The organism is Gordonia sp. UBA7860 (assembly GCF_002500165.1).
Taxonomy (GTDB): Bacteria; Actinomycetota; Actinomycetes; order Mycobacteriales; family Mycobacteriaceae; genus Gordonia; species Gordonia sputi.
The window spans coordinates 556-20791 of the sequence record NZ_DLSO01000100.1 but is presented as its reverse complement, the minus strand read 5'-3'; the positions used below and the strand labels follow the sequence as shown (position 1 = coordinate 20791).

Here is a 20236-nt window from a genome sequence, read left to right as displayed (position 1 = left end):
AGTGACGTGGCGGGCGGACTCGAGGCCCTGAAGCAGTCGCTGGTTGTCGCACCCGCTGACGCTGATTCACTCGCACTGCAGTCGATATGGTCCGATCAGGCCGACGATGCCCCCACCGGCAAGGCGGCGCTGAGCAGACTGTCGATGATCAATTCGACTCTCGCGACGAGCGTCCGCAACATCACCGCGGGTGTGTCCGACGCCGCCGCGATCGTCCCGTCCACCTCGCCTGCGCCGGTATCGGGGCGTGCGGCGATAGTCGTACTCGGATACGGGCTCGCCGCCGACGGTGCCATGGCACCCGAACTGGCGAAACGGCTGACGGCGGGCAAGGCCGAGGCCGACGCGGCGCCGTCGCTCCCGATCGTCGTCACCGGCGGCGCGCCGAAGAAAGGCATCACGGAGGCGTCGGCAATGAAGAAGTGGCTTGTCGCCAACGGTGTCGACGCGTCGCGGGTGACGATGGAGGACAAGTCGGTGTCGACGGTCTCGAACGCACAGAACACGGCCGCGATACTTGGACCGATGGGCATATCGAACGTCGTGCTGGTCACCTCGCCCAACCACATTCGACGAGCCGCTGCCGACTTCGCCGCGGTGGGACTCAAGGTGGGCGGATCTGTCACCACTGCAACTGATTTGGCGAAGTATCTCAAAACACTGACGAAAGATCAGCAGAAAGGCATTCGCCTCGAAGCGACTCGCGCCGCGCGAATTCCAACCACTAAGAATTCGGAATTACCGATCCCGAATATCCCCGGTCTGCCGAATGATCTTCCGGACACGGGACCAGGACTTATCCCTGACATCGGCGGCAAGATTCTTGATCAGCTTCTGCAGACCGGATCGAAAAGTTGAATGGCGCAACGACTTTCGATGTAGGCGTGAACTGAGTCACAATCAAAATCGGGCTGTACAAGTCTCACAAGAATATTCTTCTTCGGGACAACTCTGATGAGGTCTCGCTCTGTACGTTCGTTGCATGGCAACTACCCCGACAGATTCTCGACGGATAGACACGGCCCAACCATCCCGCGATCGATGGCGCGGAGTTCTGAAATACGATGTTCCGGCATCTCTTGTTGTTTTCCTTGTGGCGCTGCCACTTTCACTCGGCATCGCGGTAGCCTCCGGAGCGCCCGTCATGGCCGGCCTGATCGCGGCGGTGGTCGGTGGTGTGGTGGCGGGATTGATCGGCGGTAGCCCGCTCCAGGTCTCAGGGCCCGCCGCGGGACTGACGGTGGTGGTGGCCGAACTCGTCACCAACTTCGGCTGGAAGGTGACGTGTGCGATCACCGTTGGCGCAGGAATTCTGCAGATTCTCTTCGGTGTCAGTCGGATTGCGACCGCCGCTCTCGGCATTGCGCCGGTGGTGGTGCACGCGATGCTGGCCGGAATCGGAATCACCATCGCGCTGCAACAGATTCATGTACTACTCGGAGGCAAGTCGAAGAGTTCTGCACTTGCCAACATCAGCGAACTGCCCGAGCGGATCGGCGACATCAGTTGGGCCGACGCCTCGATCGGAATCATCGTGATCGTGGTGATGGTGGGTTGGAAGTTCCTCCCCGCACGCGCACGCAAGATTCCCGGACCTCTCGCCGCGATCGCACTCGCGACGGCGCTGGCGGCTGCACTCAACCTCGACGTCGAGCGGGTTCGCCTCGACGGCAACTTCTTCGACGCCATCTCGCTGCCTGAACTGCCCCAGGGCAATGGGGGTGGATTCGTTCTCGGCGTGCTCACCGTCGCACTGATCGCCAGTGTCGAATCCCTGCTTTCTGCCGTTGCCGTCGACAAAATGCATGACGGTCCGCGCAGCAGGTTCAATCGCGAACTCATCGGGCAGGGCAGCGCGAACATGACGTCCGGACTCCTGGGCGGACTTCCGGTCACCGGCGTGATCGTGCGGAGCACCGCGAATGTCGCTGCCGGAGCACGTACTCGGTGGTCGGCGGTTCTGCACGGCGTGTGGGTCTTCGTTTTCGCGGTGTTCCTGACGGCACTGGTCGAGCAGATCCCGCTGGCGGCGCTCGCCGGGCTTCTCGTGGTGATCGGCATGCAACTGGTGAAGCTGGCGCACATGAAAACCGCTCTGCGCACCGGCGACCTGTGGGTGTACGGCGTGACCGTTGTCAGCGTCGTCTTCCTGAACCTTCTCGAGGGTGTGGCAATCGGCCTTGCCCTCGCTGTGGCATTGGTCCTCTGGCGGGTCATCCGAGTCGAGATCAACTCAGGACCGGTGGCGACAGGCGAATAGGACGAATGGCTGATCGCGGTACGGGGATCGCTGAGCTTCCTCTCCATGCCGCGATTCAACAGCACTCTGAGCAAGGTTCCCGACGACGTCCCGGTCACAGTGGAATTCGACGTCGACTTCCTCGACCACGCGGCATCGGAGATGATCTCCGACTGGGTGCGTGCGCGCGAGGCCACGGGCAATGAGGTCACGATCGTCGAGCGCGGGCGGGCTCGAATCGAGCATGCGCCGCTCGCTCCGCCTCGTCGACACACCGGCGGCATCGTCGGTCTGACACCCTGGCGCAGCCAACGGATCCCGGTCGACGACAAGGCTGTTGCCGACGTCCCGGCATCGCTGCGGTCGATCATGGCGGGCGTCACCGACTATCACCGCGAACACGCTGACGTGCTGCGTGGCCACCTGCAGGATGTTGTCGACTACCAGCAGCCGGACGCCTTCTTCCTCACCTGTGCCGATTCGCGCATCATGCCGAATATCATCACCTCGAGCGGTCCCGGCGACCTGTTCACGGTGCGCAATGTAGGCAACCTCGTCGGGGGACCTCAGGGTGGCGCTGAATCCATCGAGGCCGCACTGGATTTCGCGATCAATGAGGTCGGCGTAACCGCCGTGGTGGTCTGCGGACATTCATCGTGCGGTGCGATGCGAGCGGTGCTCGACCAGAGTCGTGGCCGCGAAGCGTCCTCGGATGCGGCGTCGAGTTCGCCGATCCGCTCGTGGCTGGCCCAGGCCGAACCGAGTCGGACAGCACTGCAACTCGGGCATCCCGCCGGAAGATCCGCCGCCAGAATGGGTTTCAACGATGTGGATCAGCTCGCCGTGGTCAACGTCGCCAAGCAGGTGGAGATTCTGAGTCGCCATCAATTGGTCGGCCGGGCAGCGGCAGAGGCACGTCTGCGAATCATCGGACTGTACTTCGACATTCGTACCGCACAGGTCTACGAGGTCAGCCAAACCGGTATCCATCTGGCAGGCGTCGGCCATCACGTGAGTGGTTTGCTCGACCGCGAAGTCGCTGGAACATCCCGCTCGGAGCGCGCTAGAACATGACCGAGCGAAAGTGTGTGATCAGCCGTCCGGCGTCGTCGAGGATGTGAAAGGCGATGCCGGGCGGCTGACCGCGGTTCACGATGTCGTGGCCCTCGAAGGGCAGGTTCAGCGTCGAGGAGACACCGGGTGCGACGCACAGCGGTCGGTCGGCGAATCGGGTGACCGCGGGCGTGTGCGCGTGTCCGCACAGGAACGCGACGATGTTGGGATGCGTGTCGACAAGAGCTGCGAGGCGTTGTTCGCCGGTCTGGCGGATGGTGTCCATGAACGGCATCTCCAGCGTGACCGGCGGATGGTGGAACGCGACGAACACCGGCGTGTCGGGTCCGTGCGCGGCGATCTCCGCGGACATCCACGACAGTGTGTCGTCGTCGATGTAGCCGTCGTTGCGGCCAGGGATCGAACTGTCGACCACGACGAACAACACGCCGTCGACGAGTGCGGACGAGTTGATGGGCGCCGACGACTCGGCTTTGAGGATGCCCGCGTTGAACGCGGCGCGCTCGTCGTGATTGCCCTCGGTGATGAGGATGGGCAGCGGGCTGTCGATGACGAGTGAGGCCTCGCGGTACTCGCTCGGGCTGCCCTCGTCGGCAATGTCACCGGTGATCAGAAGGACATTGATACCTTTCGCGCGCGCGTTGATATAGCTCAACGTCGATTCGATGCGGCTGCGATTGAATCGGGTGCCGTTGAAATGCAGGTCGCTGATATGCGCGACAACGAACACAGGCTCTCCCGGGGGTTTGGACACACTGAACATAGCCAACGGAGTTGCCGATCGCGAAGCGAGGCCCGTGGGCGTGGCGAGAGACTCACTTGCGGCGGCCGAATAGCCGATGTCGGGAAGGTGTGCAGTGTGGTGTCCAGTGCAACTCGGCTATCGGTGCAGCGTGTGCGCGAACAACTTCTGTAGCTCGGCGAAGTGGTACTCGGAGGCGTCGTGGTTGTACACCGCGGTGTCGGCCATCGTGTAGCCGTGCTGGGCGCCCGGGTAGACAGTCGCGGAATGAGTGACGCCCGCGGTGATGAGAGCGTGCTCGAATTGGGCGATCGCTTCTGGAGGAAGCGAACGGTCGCGGTCGGCGTGCACGGCGAGCACCTGGGCGTCGACGTTGGCGAGGCGCAGATGCGGACTGTCTGATGACTGTGTGACCAATCCGCCCGTGTGGAACATGCCGAGCGCTGCGACGTCGTCGGGTCGGGTCGCCGCGGCCAGCAGGGCGAGTCTGCCGCCCGCGCAGTATCCGGTCACGCCGATCGGGCCCTTCGAGACGCCGGGTGTGGCCTCCAATGCGTCGATATATGCGGCGAGGTCGGGTACGGCGAGATCGTCGGTGAGCGCGCGCACGCGCGGCATGGCAGCACTGAAGAACTGCTCGCGCGATTCGGCGTCGAGGAGTTCATCGTCCGGCGATGTCTCCTCGGCGGAGCCCCAGCGGTAGAAGACATTCGGAACCAGCACGACGTAGCCCCACGACGCGATGCGGTCGGCCATGCGACGGGTCTGCGGGCGCAGCCCGATGGCGTCGATGATGAACAGCACGCCGGGGTAATCGCCATCTGGATTCTCGCTACCTTCGTTCTCGCTGTCTGGTCGGACGAGATAGGCCTCCGCGTCGCCGTCGGCGGCCGCGACGGTGACGTTCTCCCCGACGGTGTCGTAGGTGTCGGTCATGTTCGGTGTCCTCTCACAGGTGGCGGATGGGGTTTGGGATCGTCACAGGTCGCCCGGAAGTTTGTCGCGGCGGATTCCGCGCCAGCTCGGGTGGCGGAGGTGGCCGGTGCTCGTCCAGTCCATGAACCGAACCTCGCCGACGATCTTGGGTAGCACCCAGGTCGCGGTGGACGCGACGGGGCGGTCGAGCTTCTCCAGGAACGGGCTCCGCGAGATCTCGAGTGGCTTGAGTTCTTCTGCAAGGCTTTTCAACGACGCCTCGGTGAACCCGGTACCCACCCGACCGACGTATCGCAGCCCGGTCTCTTCCGGCAGTCCGACCAACAGCGACCCGATGACGCCTTCACGATTGCCGCGGCCGAGGCGGTAACCGCCGACGACCACCTCGATGTCGCTCCAGTTCTTCTGCTTGCGCCACTGGCTGCTTCGACGTCCCTGTTGATATGTCGACGTCTTACGTTTCGCGACGACACCCTCGAGTCCGTGGTCGCGACTGTGGCTCACGGCAGCCGAGCCGGGAGCCGGGAGTAGCGGTGGGATCTCCACGTACGCAGACTCTTTGAATGCGGGAGCGAGGGCCTCGAGGAGTTGTCGACGCTCCGACCACGGTTTGCGCAGCAGCGATGTGCCGTTGAGGTAGAGGATGTCGAAGAGGTACAGCTTGAGCGAGTACGCCTCCGCGGTGTTATTGCGGGAGGCCAGCAGGGTGAAGTTGGTGTGCCCGCTGGAGTCGACGGCGGCGACCTCACCGTCGAGGACGACGTCGATGAGGCCGAGTTCGTCTGCTGCTGAGCGCAATTCGGGGAAGTCGGCGGTCATGTCGATCCCCGACCGTGAGGTGAGCCGGAAGTCGCCATCGATGGAGCGCAACAGGATTCGGTACCCGTCCCACTTACCCTCGAATGCCCAGTCCCTGCCGTCGAGACGTTCGACGGGTTCGTCGGTTGCCAGCATCGGGCGCGGCTGTGTGAGGCTGTCGGGAAGGATGGGGCGTGGTTCGTCGCTCATCAGGTGCGCGAGCCAATTCTTGTCGCCGGTCTTGATGAGTGCGTATCGGCCCTGGATTCGTTCGCCGTGGAGGCGGACGATGATCTCCGACTCACGCCATTTCTCGGTTTCGTATGTGCCGTGATCCCAGATCTCCACGTGCCCTGCCCCGTACTCCCCGCCGGGGATGTCGCCAGAGAAGTCGGCGTAGTCGAGGGGGTGGTCCTCGGTGTGCACGGCCAACCGGTTCTGACCCGGATCGGTCGGCAGGTTCTTCGGCACGGCCCAGGAGACGAGCACGCCGTCGCGTTCGAGCCGGAAGTCGTAGTGCAGGCGGCGGGCGTGATGCTCTTGGATCACGAAGATAGGTTCTGCCGACGCCGCGCCGGAGGTGTCGTAGTCGTCGGTGTCGTCGGTGTCAGCGGGATCGGTGTCGGACGACTGCGCGCGACGTCGACGATGCATGTCGTCGCCGAAGGGTTCCGGGGTTTTCGACGCATCGCGCTTGGCGCGGTAGGTGCTGAGGTCGACGACCGGGCGCGGGCCCATGTCGTCGACTGCATTCGCGGAGTCGTCTGCGGAGTCGGCGGAGCCGCTGGTGGTTGTTGTCGCGTCGTCGGTGGCTGGTGTGTAGGGCTCGTCGAGGCCGTCGAGGCCGTCGAGCAGATCGCCATCGGCGGCGCGTTCGAGTACCTCGCCGAAGTGCAGTTGCGTCAGTCTCGGACGGGCGAGTTCGTCCCACGTCCGCGGTGCGGCGACCCAGGGTTCCTCGCGTCCGCGCATCGAATACGGCGCGAGCGTCGTCTTCGACGCGCTGTTCTGGCTCCAATCGATGAAGACTCGGCCGGCGCGTTCGGATTTCGACATCGTCGCGGTGATCGTCTTCGGATGTGCCGCCGCGAGCGTCGAGGCGATTTCACGCGCAACAGTGCGTGCGGAATCGGGTGCTACGGGTCGGTCGAAACGTGCGTAGACGTGAATTCCCTTGCCGCCGCTGGTCACCGGATACGAAGCAAGGCCGGCGCCGTCGAGCATCTCGTGCATCATGAGCGCCACCTGCGCGCATTCGTCGAGTGACACGTCGGGGCCCGGATCGAGGTCGAGGACGAGTCGATTCGCGCGGATCTCTCCAAGTCCCTTGGGGCCGGATACCTGTGGATCGGCCTGTACGCCGGGTGGCGGGACAATCCACTGTGGCGTGTGGAGTTCGAGTGCTGCCATCTGTGCCAGCCACACGAGAACCGCGGGCGAGTCTGCCATCGCGTACGTGATGGTTCGGCCACTGTGTGCGACGTCGTAGCGGGGAATCCAGTCGGGAACCCCGCTCGGTAGGTCCTTCTCGAAGAAGGGAGTCGACTCGACACCGTTGGGCCAGCGTTTGCGCGTGATCAACCTGCCCCGCAGATGCGGAAGCATGACGTCGGCGATGCGGGTGTAGTAGTCGACGACCTCGACCTTGCGCGTGCCGGTCGCCGGATACAGCACCTTGCCCAGGTTGGTGAGAGCGATCGTGTGACCGTCGATCTCCAGGCTCTGGGAGGGCGCCATGCGTTCATTGTGCCCAGAATCCCGGCGTGTGCCCAGATTCGGGGTTGGTAGGTGAACCCCGACGGGACGTGACCGGTGGCACAATGGTGCCCATGCGCTCGATCTGGAAGGGCGACCTCAGCTTTGGCCTGGTCAACGTACCCGTCAAGGTGTATTCGGCGACGGAGAGTCACGACCGCAAGTCGTATCAGGTCGATTCTTCCGACGGTGCGCGCATCCGTTATCGCAGGGTGCGGGAGGGAACCGACACCGAGGTCGACTACTCCGACATCGCCAATGCCTACGAAACCGACAGCGGCGAGTCGGTGATCCTGACGAAAGACGACCTCGCGAGTTTGCCGGTGCAGAAGAGCCCGGAGATCTCGATCGTCGAGTTCGTACCCGTCGACCAGGTCGACCCGATCTACTTCGACAAGCCGTATTACCTCGAGCCGTCGTCGAAGTCTCCGAAGGCCTACGTGCTGCTGGCGAAGGCGTTGCAGGAGACCGACCGGTTGGCGATCGCGTCGTTCACCTTGCGCAACCGCACGCGCATGGCAGCGCTGCGGGTCATCGAACCCGGCGTGATGACCCTGCAGACCCTGCTGTGGCCCGACGAGGTGCGCAAGCCCGACTTCGACTTCCTCGGCGACGACGTGCAGATCCGCGACCAGGAACTGAAGATGGCGTCGTCGTTGATCGACTCGATGGCAACCGACTACGACCCGGACGAGTTCTCCGACACCTACCAGGACGAACTGTCGAAGCTTATCGAGGCGAAAGCCGAAGGCGGCGAGGCATTCCCGGAAAGCGACGAGAAGGAAGAAGCTGCCGACGAAGACTCCGACGTCGCGGATCTCCTTGCCGCGCTGCGTGCCTCGGTGAAAGACAAGGGCACGTCGGTTGACGAGAGCTCGGACGATTCCGCCGACAAGCCCCCTGCGAAGAAGGCTGCGGACAAGAGGACTGCCGACAAGAAGACTGCCGACAAGAAGGCTGCGGACAAGAAAGCGCCGGCGAAGAAAGCTCCTGCCAAGAAGGCCGCACCGAAGAAGGCTCCCGCCAAGAAAGCAACGGCTGAAGAATCCACGGCCGCCAAGAAAACGACCAGAAAGCGAGCGGCAAGTTGAGCGACGTACTGGATGTGCTCATCGTGGGAGCAGGGTTGGCGGGTATCGACGCCGCTTACCGTGTGACGGAGCGCAATCCGGGCCTGCGGTACCGGATCGTCGAACAGCGTGAACGCATCGGTGGCACGTGGGATCTGTTCCGCTATCCAGGGGTGCGGTCGGACTCTGACATCTTCACACTCAGCTTTCCGTGGCGGCCGTGGCGTGGAACCAAGACCATGGCGTCGGGTGCCGAGATTCGTGACTATCTCGAAGAGGCCGCGCGGGACACCGGGATTCACGATCAGATCGACTTCGGTGTCACGGTCACCGCGGCCGACTTCGACACCGCGTCGGACACCTGGACTGTCACGACGAGTGTGGGCGACGAAACCCGCACGTACACAACCCGATTCCTCTATTTGTGCACCGGCTATTACCGATACGACGAGGCGTATACCCCCGACTTCGCAGGCGCTCAGGACTTTTCCGGAACCATCGTGCACCCGCAGTTCTGGCCCGAGGATCTCGACTACACGGGCAAGAACGTCGTCGTGATCGGTAGCGGTGCAACGGCTGTCACCCTCATCCCGAGCATGGCCGACCGCGCGGGTCAGGTGACGATGCTGCAGCGTTCGCCGACATACCTTTTCCCGGTGGGCTGGCAGGAACCGACGACACCGTGGATTCAGCGACTGCTGCCCAAGCAGTGGGCGCACGACGTGATCCGTTACCGCAATGCGCTTGTCACGCTGTCGATCTACCTCTTCGCACGCCGGTTTCCGCGAGCGTCACGAAAGCTGCTGCGGCAGATCGCGATACGAAACCTCCCCAAGGGTTATGACGTCGACACCCACTTCCGCCCTCGGTACGAACCATGGGACGAGAGGCTGTGCATCATTCCCGACGCCGACTTCTACAAGGCGCTCGGCACCGGGCACGCCCAGGTCGTCACCGACCAGATCGACCGGTTCACACCCGGCGGGATCAAGCTGGTGTCGGGCACCGAACTACCCGCTGACATCATCGTCACCGCAACCGGACTCGAACTGCTCGCGTTCGGTGGAGCGCGACTGTCGATCGACGGCGTCGAATTCAAGCCGCACGAGAAGTTTGCCTACCGTGGGTACATGCTCAGCGATGTGCCGAACCTGGCGTGGTCGATCGGGTACACCAACGCGTCGTGGACATTGCGCGTCGATCTGATCGCGTACATGCGGTCGCACGGGTACACGTCGGCCGCGCCGAGCATGGGGTCGGCGACGCTGCCGGAGCACATGCTGTTCGCGCTGGATGCGGGCTATGTCCGACGCGGCGCCGTCGCGCTCCCGAAGTCGTCGGATCAAGCGCCGTGGCAGGTCCGACACAACCTGCTGCTCGACGCCATCGATTCGCGTCGCTATGACGTCACCGAGGCCATGGAGTTCCACACCGTCGCGGACCCGGCGCAGACGAAAACCGCTGGCTGACACGCTGCCGAAAACGGCATCATCGTAGGGTGAGTTCCACGTTCGTCGATTCCAAGCTGCCGCGCGCTCTGCGACCGCTGGCGGGTGCGCAGTTCCGGCGCCTGGTCATCGGGCTGATACTCGCGTTGTTCTCCGACGGGGTCTGGGCCATCGCACTGGTGTGGCAGATCATCGACCTCGGTGGCGGTCCCACTCAGGTCGCGTGGGCCTCGGGTGTGTCGGCGGTCGGCATGGTGGTCTCGACCCTCGCGGGCGGGGTACTCGCCGACCGGGTGTCACAAAGGTCGATCATTGTGTCGCTCGAGGTCGTCAAGATGCTGGTGTTCGGGGTCGTCGGCGTGCTGTCGATGCTCGGTCTGCTCACCTTGCCCATGGTGGTGATCGCTGCGCTGCTCGGCGGCATCACCACCGGTATGTACTACCCGGCGTATTCCGCACTGTTGCCGCGGATCGTCTCGGCGTCGGAGTTGCAGGCAGCCAACGGAATCGAGGGATTCGCCCGTCCCGTCGTCTTCCAGGCGATCGGACCGATGGTCGCGGGCCTGATCGTGTCTGCCGCTGCCCCCGGGCCTGCGGTTGTGGTGGCTGCTCTTGCGAGTATCGGTTCGGGGGCGTGCTACCTCGCGATGAAGCCGCTGCCTCGGCATCGAGAAGTGCTGCGGGGCAACCCCGTTCGATCGGTCGTCACCGATCTCGCGGAGGGGTTCGGCTACGTCCTGCGCACGCCGTGGCTGTGGGCGACCTTGTTCTTCGCGACGCTGCTGGTACTGGCGACGATGGGTCCGATCGAGGTACTCGTTCCCTTCGCGCTGCGTGAACGCGTACACGGTGGTGCGGCAGACCATGCGCTCGTCCTCGCCGCGTACGGCGCGGGCGCGGCGATCGGATCAGCGTACTTCGCGTCGATCCGGATGCCGCGGCGCTACCTCACCGTCATGTTCGTCATCTGGGGACTGTCGAGTCTGTCGCTGGTCGTGATGGGCGTCGCCGAACACACGTGGCTGTTCATCGTTGCCGGCGCGCTGCTGGGATTCGGATTCGACGCCCCGTCGGTGCTCTGGGGCACCCTGCTGCAGCGTCGGGTACCGCCAGAGTTGTTGGGACGGGTGGCGAGCCTCGACTTCTTCGTCGCCGTCGTCCTGATGCCCGTGTCGATGGCGATCGCCGCGCCGCTGAGCAACGTCATCGGCCTCACCGCGGTGTTCGTGATCGGCGGCATTCTGCCGGTGCCCGCGGCGATCGCCTTCTACGTCGTCGCGCGGCTGTGGCGCGACGAGGTCGAGCATCCCTTGGACGACGCGGTGGTGACGAGCACCGCGTAGCAAACCTCACCCGTTTTCAGTCATTTGTGCGCCAAACGCACCGTAAAGTCCCAGGTCGCATCGGTGGGCGCCGGAAGGAATGACTGAAAACGGGAGAAGAGTACGGGCTGCCGTGTGGGGATTGCGGGAGCTGGAGGCGGTAGCGAGGTGCTCTCAGAAGTGCCAGATCAGCGGCACCATGAAGATCGCCACCGCGCCGAAGAGCGCGATGCACGGCAGTCCGAGCCTCCAGTAGTCGCCGAAGCGATAACCACCGGGGCCCTGGACCATCAGATTGCCCGCGGTCGCGACGGGAGTGAGGAACGAGGCGGCCCCCGACACAGTGATGGCCATCATCATCGGCAGCACCGAGATGTCGGCAGTGTGGGAGACGGTCACCGCGATCGGTGCCACCACCAGCACGGTGGCGAGGTTGCTGATGAACTGCCCCAACACCAGGACGGTGATCACGATCGCGGCCAGCAGCAGTAGCGGGCTGCCTCCACCCAGTGTGTCGACCATCCACGTCGAGATCCGCTGCGCCAGACCACTCGTCTGGATCGCGATCGACATCGGCACCATCCCCCCGACCACGATCAGGGTCTGCAGCGAGATCGAGCGCTCTGCCTGCGGCACCGTGATCACGTTCATCGCCACGAGGGCTGCCGCCGCACACAGGACGACGATGGCCGGGGGCGCCACGTCGAGAGCCAGGGATGCGCACATGATCACCAGCACGGCCGACGAGATCCACGCGCGGGCTCCGAGGTGCCCCGTCTGCCGTCGGATCAGATCCGGCTCGTTGACGCTGAGGATTCCACCCCCCGTCACCTTGGTCTGCAGGTCATCCCACGTTCCGTGTAGCAGGAGGACGTCGCCGACCTCGAGTTCTGCGTGGTCGAGCAGCTTGCCGTTGCGGTGAACGGCCGTGATGATCAGGTCGCCGTCCTCGGTGAACATGCCCGGGTACACCTCGTCGCCGAGGAACGGTGACCGGGGAGGGATGACCACTTCGATGATGCCGTTGTCCTCGTCGACGTCGTGGTCCGATCCGGATAGCTGATACTCGGCGGCGATGGTCTGTGCATAGCGACTCAGATCGTGGGTGGCATTCGCAGGCCAGCGTTCAGGGAGTAGCCGCGGACCCAGGACCACGCAGATCAGCAAGACGCCCACCAGCAGGGGTACGCCGACGATCGCGAACTCGAAGAATCCGAACGCCCGCGCGCCGTTCTCCTCCGCCAACTCCGAGACCAGCACGTTGATCGGGGTACCGAGCAGGGTCAGCATCGATCCGGCGTGCGCTGCGAAGGCAAGAGGGATCAGCATGCGCGAGGGCGCCTGTCCGATGCGCGCGGCGAGGAGCACCGCCACCGGAATCAGCGCGGCGACTGCGCCGTTCGGGGTGATGAACGCGGCGAGCACAGCGCAGAGCACCATGACGGCACTCATGATCGCCGCTGGTTTCTGACCCACCCAGCGAGTCATCACCGCGCCTGCCCACGCGGTCACCCCGGAGGCGTCGAGAGCTTCACTGACGACGAACAGTCCGGCGAGATAGATGACCAACGGGTCGCCGAAACCCGAGATCGCCTCGTTGAAGTCGACGACACCCGTGGCGAACAATGCGATCGTCACACCGAGCGCGACGATCGCGGGTGACACCCTGTTCCAGATGAACACGACGATCGCCACGAGCAGGATGACGACGGTGGCGACTTCTGGGTTCAGCGTCATCGACGCGCGCCTTTCTTGCTCTGTGTCGGACCGTCCGCGACCGTGGTGTGCATCAGTCGAGGATTCCGATCCCCTGCCCGAAGAAGTAGGCGCTCAGCACGACGAGTACGACGATCGAGATCGTGGTCATGTTGTAGCTCAACCAGTCCCGGAATCGAGCGAGAATCGGTGCCGCGCGCTCGCCGCCGAGGACCGCGAGGACCAGAGGGATGATGACGCCGGACGCGGCGACGAGTGCGAACACGACAAGCCCGACGATGAGCGCTGCGGTGTCGAGGTCTGCCTCCCCGAGCCGTGCTCCCGCAGCGGCTGCCAGTGGGATGTTCTTGATGACGATCACGCCCTGTGCGAATCCCATCGCCAAGGCGCCCCACACGCTGAGTCCGTCGAGTCGGTCGAGGATGCTCGGTTTCTCCTCGTCGCCCTCCTTCGGGCGCTTCTTCCAGGCGATCAGCGCGAGGACGGCGAACAGTACCGCGATGACCAGCAGGACGATGTCGACCCCGTCTTTCGTCGCCTCGGGCGCATCATCGTCGGCGACGTCGACGATCGCTGCCGCGATCGCGGTGATCACCAGCAGCACGACGAACCAGCCGACGCCGAACAGTGCTGTCTTGACTCGTCCACGGCTGCCCAACAGGAGCATGACCGCGGTCGCGAGCGCAACGGGACTGAGCGCCAAGCCCACGGCCAGCGGCAGCGTGTCTCCTATTGCTGACCACATGCGCGGGCGCTCCTCTCCGGGCTCGGACGGCCGATCCGTTGTACGGCACGACGATAGTGGCAAGGGCTAGGCTGCGTGCAATGGCGTCTTCGACGCTGTGTGCAGTGGCGTCTTCGGCGCTGTGTGCAGTGGCGTCTCCGACGCTGCGTGCAATGGCGCCTTCGGCGCTGTGTGCAGGTGATGCCCGCCTGCTGCGTCACAGCCTGTGGCGCAACCGAACTCCCGAGAGGATCCGAGTCACACCGATGATCACCCCGTTCGCCCTGACCGATATCACCGTCCTGACAGGCGACGCAGACGGAACCGTTCACGAGAACTGGACGGTCGTCGTCGACGCCTCCGGAACGATCGAACACGCCGGTCCGTCCGGCAGCATCGAACTCGGCAGTCGCGCGGTGATCGACGGAAAAGGGAAGTTCGTGATCCCCGGGCTGATCAACGCCCACGCGCACCTGTTCTCCGACGGCAAACCGCTCGCGCCGTTGCTCACCGGGCCCCGCACCAAACATCTCGTCGCGAAGGTTCTGCATTCACCCGCGGGCAGGTGGCTGACCACCAGGCGCACGAAGGCCAATGCGATCAATCAACTCCACAGCGGTGTCACCACGATCCGCAGCGTCGGCGACGTGCGCTACGAGGTGATGGCCGTCCGTGACGCCATCGAGCGAGGCGACTATCTCGGTCCGACGATCCTGCCCTCGGGTCCACTGCTGCCGATCACCGACGGTCACGGTGCGCCGCAGATCTCGCTCACCAGTGACACACCCGCGCAGGCGCGGCACAACACCCTCGAGAATCTTCGACGCGGAGCACAGACCATCAAGATCTCCGCGACCGCGGGCGTGACCGACGCGAAAGAAGTCGGCTACGCGGGCAGGCCGGAGATGTCGGAGCAGGCGATGCGCGCGGTGTGTGAAGAGGCGCACGCGGTCGGGGTGATCGTCGCGGCGCACGCGCAGAGTGAAGAAGGGGTGCTCGCGGCGCTTCGCGCGGGCGTCGACACTATCGAGCACGGCAGTCAGATGTCGGACGCGGTCATCGAGTTGTTCCTCGACAACCCGAACTCGCTGCGCGGATACAGCGCGATGATCCCCACTGTGCAGGCGTGTCTGCCCCTCGTCGAACTCGACCAGTCGGTGAGTGGCGCCACCGACGTCGTCAGGGAGAACGCCAAGCTCGTGCTCGACGAGATGGTGTCGGGAATCGCGACCTGCGTCGAGTACGGCATCGCGATGGGCGTCGGCAACGACTCCGCGGTCAGTTACGTCACGCACTCCAACTTCTGGCGCGAACTCGACTTCCTGGTGCGTTACACGGATCTCGACACGAGAGGGGTGCTGCACGCGACGACGGCGGTCAATGCCGCCATCCTCGGGATCGATTCCGTGACGGGATCGATCGAGCCGGGACAATCGGCCGATCTCGTTGTGTTGGAGGACAATCCGCTCGAGTCGTTTCGGAATCTCGAATCGCCGTGGATGGTCGTCGTCCGCGGCGAACGCATCGACCACCCGCAGATCACACGCATTCCGGAGATCGACGAGCAACTCGACACGCTCTGACACCGGGCCACGCGCCGAGCTACGCAGGGGGCAGCAGGTGCTCTCGTGCGCCGTCGGCCATCATCTCGGTGAGTGTGCGTAGCAGCGACGACCCGAGCGTCCAGTACTGCCAGTACAGTGGCACGTCGACGTAGAGGTCGGTCAGGGTGACCACCCGGCCGACCTGGAGCGCATCGGTAACCTGCGCCAGCGGTACTGCGCCCCAACCCATCCCGGACTCGATGGCCCGGTGGTATTCGGTCGACGCCGGGATGTACACAGCAGGCGGATCGAGTACCTCGCCCGACATCATCGCCAGCACCCTGCGCTGCAACTCGTCGTTGCGGTCGAACTGGACCATGGGCGCTTTCGCGAGCGCGGCATCGTCGACGCCCCTGGGCATCCAGAGATCGAGGAACTCGGGAGTCGCAACCGGCAGATAGCGCATGATGCCCAGCGGCCGCAGTGTGGTCCCCCGGATGGGGAGGGGATCGGAGGTGATCGCGCCCATCACCTCGCCGGTCACCAACCGCGAGCTGTTGACCGCCTCGTCGTCGCGGATCACCTCGACGGCAACGGGATTCTCGCGGTGGAAGCGCGCGAGTGTGGGCAGTAGCCAGGTCGCGAGTGAGTCGGCGTTGGCGGCGATGGGTAGGTGGACGCGTGGCCGGTCCACCAACGGTGCGGACGCGACGTCGTCGAGATCACCGGAGAGGCCGAGATCGCCGGAGAGTTCGAGCTGGGCCTCGCGACTGAGCAGGTCCCATTGCTTTGCCATACGCGCGAGGACCTCGCCGTCGCGGGTCGCGGTGATCGGTTTGGTGCGACGGACCAGGATGCGGCCGACGGAGACCTCGAGCGCCTTGATGCGCTGGCTGACCGCCGACGGCGTGATGTGCAGTTGTTCTGCCGCGGCGTCGAACGTCCCCGCGTCGAGTACCGCTGACAGCGTGCGTAGGGCGTCCGATCCGAGATCCACATTAGAGAGTCTAATGTTTCAACAGAAACATTCGCTGTACTTGTCGACGACGCGGTCTTACGTTCGTGACATGACGACGTATTTCCTCGCAGCCATGACGGGGTTGCTCACCGGAGCGGGCTTGATCGTGGCGATCGGGCCGCAGAACATCTTTGTGCTGCAGCAGGGTGTGCGGCGGGTGCATGTGAACCCGGTGATCGTGGTGTGTGCGCTGTCTGACGTGGTGCTGATCGTCGCGGGGGTCGCGGGACTCGGCGCACTGGTGTCGGCGCATCCGGCGGTGGTCGCCGTCGCGAAGATAGCGGGCGCGGCGTACGTCGTTGCCTTGGGACTGCTAGCTGCGCGGCGGTGTCTCCGGTCGAGCGAGGCGATTACTGCCAACGCCGACGAGGTGCGCATGGCGTCGCGCTGGGTGGCGATCGGGTCGGCCTTGGCGCTGACGTGGCTCAATCCCCACGTGTATCTCGATACGGTGCTCACGATGGGGGCGATTGCCAACAGTCACGGAAATGCGAAGTGGGCGTTTGCGATTGGAGCGTGCGCGGCGAGTGTGCTGTGGTTTACGTTGATCGGCCGCGGTGGCCGCAGGCTCGCACCGGTGTTTGCCAAACCTCGGGCGTGGAAGATTCTCGACGGCATCGTGGCCGTGATCATGGTGGGAATGGGCGCCACGCTGCTGTTCTCGGCGTGAGGTGGTCTCGACAAGCTCGCTCAGCGGGCTCAGGCCAGCCCGAGGCGGTACGCGTAGGCCACGACGGCCGCGCGGTCTCGGCAGCCCGTCTTGGCGAGGATGTGGTTGATGTGCGTCTTGACCGTGCTCACCCCCACGACGAGTGAGCGGGCGATCTGTTGATTCGACAGCCCCTGCGCGATCAGTGTGACCACCTCCGACTCGCGGTCGGTGAGGCCATCGGGGTTTTCGGTGTGCGGAGCGATCCCCTCGGGCGATGTCGCAGGCCGGGATAGCAAGGCGCGCATGGCTTTTTCGTCGAGCAGCGAGCGGCCGGCCGCTGCCGAGAGCAGTGCTGACTCGATCGCCGTGGGGTCGGCGTCCTTGTTCAGAAAGCCGACGGCGCCGGCGTCGAGTGCTTCGACGATCGTCGCGTCGTCGTCGTAGGTGGTCAATGCAACCGCACGGGTCGCAGCCCCGGATGCGACGAGTCGTCGAATCCCTTCGATCCCACCAATTCCCGGCATGCGGAGGTCGGTGAGCAGCACGTCGGGAGTCTGCTCGGCCACCAACGCGAGAGCATCCTCGGCCGACGACGCTACGCCGACCACGTCGAGGGCGTCGAACAATCCGAGCATCGAGCGCAACCCCTCGCGCACCACCGTCTGATCGTCGGCGATCACTACCCGTACCGTCATGAACCCTCCCGTTTCCTCATCTACCAGCCGTCACGAACCAAACCGGACCGTCAGATCGAAACCCTGTGCGGTCGTACCGTATTCCAGTGATCCGCCTGCCGCCGTGATTCGTTCGGCCAACCCCGTCAGCCCGTTCCCGCCGCTGGTGTGACCACGGTCGACGAAAGTCGACGGGTCGCCGACCGAGCGCACCCGAACGAGTTGCGGCGTGAACTCGATACGAATGGGTGCGCCTGCGGCGTGACGCATCGAGTTGGTGAGCCCCTCCATGAGTACGGCGCGCACGTCGTCGTGCCAGAGTGCGGGTACGTCGTCGACATCGCCGGATACTTCGACGTCAAGCCCCGCGCCGGTCCTCAACTGCGCCAACGTCTTCGGTAGCCATTGGTCGAGCGGGTCCGACTCTCGCACCGCGTTGTCGCGCAGCGATTCGACGGCGGTCTTCGCCTCGCTGAGGCCATCACGCGCCAACGCGGTTGCGGTGCGTAGCTTTTCGGTCAGTTCCGCAGACGCCGACTCGCGTTCGGCCTGCAGCGCGGCGCCTTGCAGCGTGATGATGAGGCCCGAGAGTGTGTGCGCGAGAACGTCATGGAGTTGTGCGGAGATCTGGCGTTGTTGCTGTGCCAAGGCCGCGCGGGATTGTTGGGCGGCGATGATCTCGCGTTGAGTGGCGGCGAGTTCTGCGGCGTCGCGTTGGCGGCGTCGCAACTGAACGAAGACGAAAACAGCTGCCGCACTTGCGACATTGATGCAGACAGCCCAGGCGTTGTGAGTCTGCCACCACATCAGGACGCCCAGCGCGGTCAGTGATGGCAGCGCGATGAGCGTCGACGCGAGGATCGAGGTTTCAGACATCGCCGCCGCGGCAACGCCGATATAGGGCAGCCAGACCGTTGCGCTGCCGTGAAACGCGAACGCTGCGACAACTGCAGCCACCATCATGGCGATCGCGTGCAGCGTCGAGACCTTCGTGCTCCAACTCTGCGCATTCTTGTCGCGCACCACTGAACGCAACAACAACACCACTACGACGCTGACGGCGATCCAGCCGATGACGGCTGCCCAGACCGGCTGCTCACCGGTGTCGGCGAATGCCGAGACCAGCACGGCGACCGCGACGATCCCGCGGATCAGCAGGCGGTCCGTCGCCACCGGCTCTCGACTCGTTGTCACACCGCAACCGTAATCTCGACGTCGGGAAGTCGCGGTGCAGGAGTCTCACGATCCACCCGATCTCCACCCAGGATCCACCCTCGGGTTGATGTTTCGAGGCTGCCGCGAGCCGATGCTCGAAGCATGAACATTGCAAGCACAGCAGTCATCACCGTCCTGGTCGTCGGCCTGATCCTGTACCGCCAGACACGGGAACAGCCGATCAAGGACAACCTGTTCAAGCTGCCGCTGATCATCGGGGTCATCGGCGTCTTCGAGACCGCGCAGTACCTCGGCAGCGGACATCACGTCACGGTCGGCGCGACGGTTGCGGTCCTCGTCGGCTTTGTCGTCGCGGCGATTCTGGCGGTGCCGCGAGCGCACAGCATGCAGGTCTACCGCAATCCGGCCGGGGTGATGGTCCGCAAGGGAGGCGCGCTGACCATAGTGCTCTGGGTCGTCGCGATCGCGGCGCACGTCGCCATCAGCCTGGTGGTGCCCGCATTCTTCGGCGACGGCCTACAGCACGGGATGGGCGGACTCGACGGCGCGAGCATCATGATCTACCTCGCGATCAGCCTCGGCGCCCAGGCCGTGGTCACTAGTGGCAAGGTCGCCGAACACCACCGGACGCACAGCGCCATCACGCGTTGAGCGGGTGGTCTCGACAGGCTCGACCAGCGGGTGCAGCTCGACCAGCGGGTGCAGCTCGACCAGCGGGCGGGCCTTTTCCGCTGATTGAGCCGGCCGCGAGCGGAGCGAGCTGCCGAGTCGAAATCACCTGCGGCACAGCTCGATCGGTGGGTGGTCTCGACAAGCTCGACCAGCGTTTAGGGTTCGCCGAGCGGGCGCAACTTGGTCGGCGGGTGCGGCTCGACCGGCGGGGGACGCTCGAACGGCGGGCTTCCTCAGCTCTGACCCGCCGGGACGGCCTCGCGCGTCTCGGCGGGTTCGTCGTCGATCGGGATGCGGCGGATCTCGGTGCCCTCGATGTCGACGTTGGGCAGGATGCGGTTGAGCCAGCGGGGGATCTTCCAGGCCCAGTCGCCCATCATCGTGATCACCGCGGGCACGACGGCCATCCGGATGATGAAGGCGTCGAAGAAGACCGCGGCGGCCAGCGCGAAGCCCATCTCCTTGGCGATCGTGTCGGGCGCGAGCATGAAGGCCGAGAACACCGAGATCATGATGACCGCAGCGGAGGCGACCACCCGCGCACCGTGCTGGTAGCCGACGATCACCGAATCCTTCGCCGACAACCCGTGCACATACTCCTCGCGCATTCGCGTCACGAGAAAGACCTGATAGTCCATCGCGAGCCCGAACACCACGCCGATCAGGAAGATCGGCA

16 protein-coding genes and 1 pseudogene are annotated in these 20236 nt (G+C 64.6%); 8 read left to right on the top strand and 9 right to left on the bottom strand.

The genetic code is table 11. The features are described 5' to 3' along the window. Both B3T59_RS12740 and B3T59_RS12735 read left to right on the top strand, forming a co-directional pair. A partial coding sequence (locus tag B3T59_RS12740) for a YdcF family protein (RefSeq protein ID WP_287003657.1) occupies positions 1–858 on the top strand: 858 nt, incomplete at its 5' end. 124 nt (positions 859–982) lie between these two features. After that, positions 983–3313, top strand: a pseudogene (locus tag B3T59_RS12735) (SulP family inorganic anion transporter). Here B3T59_RS12735 and B3T59_RS12730 read toward each other — a convergent pair. From B3T59_RS12730 to B3T59_RS12720, 3 genes are all read right to left on the bottom strand, one after another. Next, positions 3303–4043 (bottom strand): metallophosphoesterase, encoded by a 741-nt coding sequence (locus tag B3T59_RS12730; RefSeq protein WP_287003661.1) that lies wholly within the window; start codon positions 4041–4043, stop codon positions 3303–3305. The pseudogene B3T59_RS12735 and the gene B3T59_RS12730 sit on opposite strands and share 11 nt — an antisense overlap. Positions 4044–4193: 150 nt before the next feature. After that, the gene (locus tag B3T59_RS12725; protein ID WP_064863506.1) at positions 4194–4991 is read right to left on the bottom strand and encodes a dienelactone hydrolase family protein; all 798 of its coding nucleotides are present in this window, start codon (positions 4989–4991) and stop codon (positions 4194–4196) included. 42 nt (positions 4992–5033) lie between these two features. Next, positions 5034–7526: an ATP-dependent DNA ligase gene (locus B3T59_RS12720; protein WP_287003656.1), complete on the bottom strand. Its 2493-nt coding sequence runs from the start codon at positions 7524–7526 to the stop codon at positions 5034–5036. 83 nt (positions 7527–7609) lie between these two features. Between B3T59_RS12720 and B3T59_RS12715 the strand changes: the two genes are divergently transcribed. From B3T59_RS12715 to B3T59_RS12705, 3 genes are read left to right on the top strand one after another with little or no spacing between them, the layout of a single operon-like run. Further along, positions 7610–8635: a Ku protein gene (locus B3T59_RS12715; protein WP_287003660.1), complete on the top strand. Its 1026-nt coding sequence runs from the start codon at positions 7610–7612 to the stop codon at positions 8633–8635. Beyond that, on the top strand, positions 8632–10083 hold the full coding sequence (locus tag B3T59_RS12710; protein ID WP_287003655.1) for a flavin-containing monooxygenase: 1452 nt from the start codon (positions 8632–8634) through the stop codon (positions 10081–10083). Before B3T59_RS12715 ends, B3T59_RS12710 begins: the two co-directional genes overlap by 4 nt. Before the next feature lie 29 nt (positions 10084–10112). Next, positions 10113–11405: an MFS transporter gene (locus B3T59_RS12705; protein WP_064863498.1), complete on the top strand. Its 1293-nt coding sequence runs from the start codon at positions 10113–10115 to the stop codon at positions 11403–11405. A gap of 153 nt (positions 11406–11558) precedes the next feature. On the opposite strand, the gene B3T59_RS12700 is transcribed toward B3T59_RS12705, so the two are convergent. Together B3T59_RS12700 and B3T59_RS12695 are read right to left on the bottom strand one after the other, a co-directional pair. After that, the gene (locus B3T59_RS12700; protein ID WP_287003654.1) at positions 11559–13121 is read right to left on the bottom strand and encodes an SLC13 family permease; all 1563 of its coding nucleotides are present in this window, start codon (positions 13119–13121) and stop codon (positions 11559–11561) included. 52 nt (positions 13122–13173) lie between these two features. Next, the gene (locus B3T59_RS12695) at positions 13174–13845 is read right to left on the bottom strand and encodes a GAP family protein (protein WP_287003653.1); all 672 of its coding nucleotides are present in this window, start codon (positions 13843–13845) and stop codon (positions 13174–13176) included. 80 nt (positions 13846–13925) lie between these two features. Between B3T59_RS12695 and B3T59_RS12690 the strand changes: the two genes are divergently transcribed. After that, complete coding sequence (locus tag B3T59_RS12690; protein WP_287003652.1) at positions 13926–15407, top strand: metal-dependent hydrolase family protein; 1482 nt, start codon at positions 13926–13928, stop codon at positions 15405–15407. 19 nt (positions 15408–15426) lie between these two features. Here the strand turns inward: B3T59_RS12690 and B3T59_RS12685 are convergent, their stop codons facing one another. Then, positions 15427–16365 (bottom strand): LysR family transcriptional regulator ArgP, encoded by a 939-nt coding sequence (locus tag B3T59_RS12685; RefSeq protein ID WP_287003651.1) that lies wholly within the window; start codon positions 16363–16365, stop codon positions 15427–15429. A 70-nt stretch (positions 16366–16435) separates the two neighbouring features. On the opposite strand from B3T59_RS12685, the gene B3T59_RS12680 reads away from it, so the two are divergent. Further along, on the top strand, positions 16436–17056 hold the full coding sequence (locus B3T59_RS12680) for a LysE/ArgO family amino acid transporter (RefSeq protein ID WP_287003650.1): 621 nt from the start codon (positions 16436–16438) through the stop codon (positions 17054–17056). A 29-nt stretch (positions 17057–17085) separates the two neighbouring features. Here the strand turns inward: B3T59_RS12680 and B3T59_RS12675 are convergent, their stop codons facing one another. Further along, positions 17086–17733: a response regulator gene (locus B3T59_RS12675; RefSeq protein WP_251721735.1), complete on the bottom strand. Its 648-nt coding sequence runs from the start codon at positions 17731–17733 to the stop codon at positions 17086–17088. A 30-nt stretch (positions 17734–17763) separates the two neighbouring features. Then, positions 17764–18906, bottom strand: a complete 1143-nt coding sequence (locus B3T59_RS12670) for a sensor histidine kinase (protein WP_287003649.1) — start codon at positions 18904–18906, stop codon at positions 17764–17766. A 123-nt stretch (positions 18907–19029) separates the two neighbouring features. Here B3T59_RS12670 and B3T59_RS12665 point away from each other — a divergent pair, with 123 nt between their 5' ends. Then, positions 19030–19539, top strand: coding sequence for a hypothetical protein (locus tag B3T59_RS12665; protein ID WP_287003647.1), 510 nt, complete (start codon positions 19030–19032; stop codon positions 19537–19539). Between the two features lie 254 nt (positions 19540–19793). Here B3T59_RS12665 and B3T59_RS12660 read toward each other — a convergent pair. Continuing rightward, the coding region (locus B3T59_RS12660) for an MMPL family transporter (RefSeq protein ID WP_287003646.1) at positions 19794–20236 on the bottom strand (443 nt) is incomplete at its 5' end.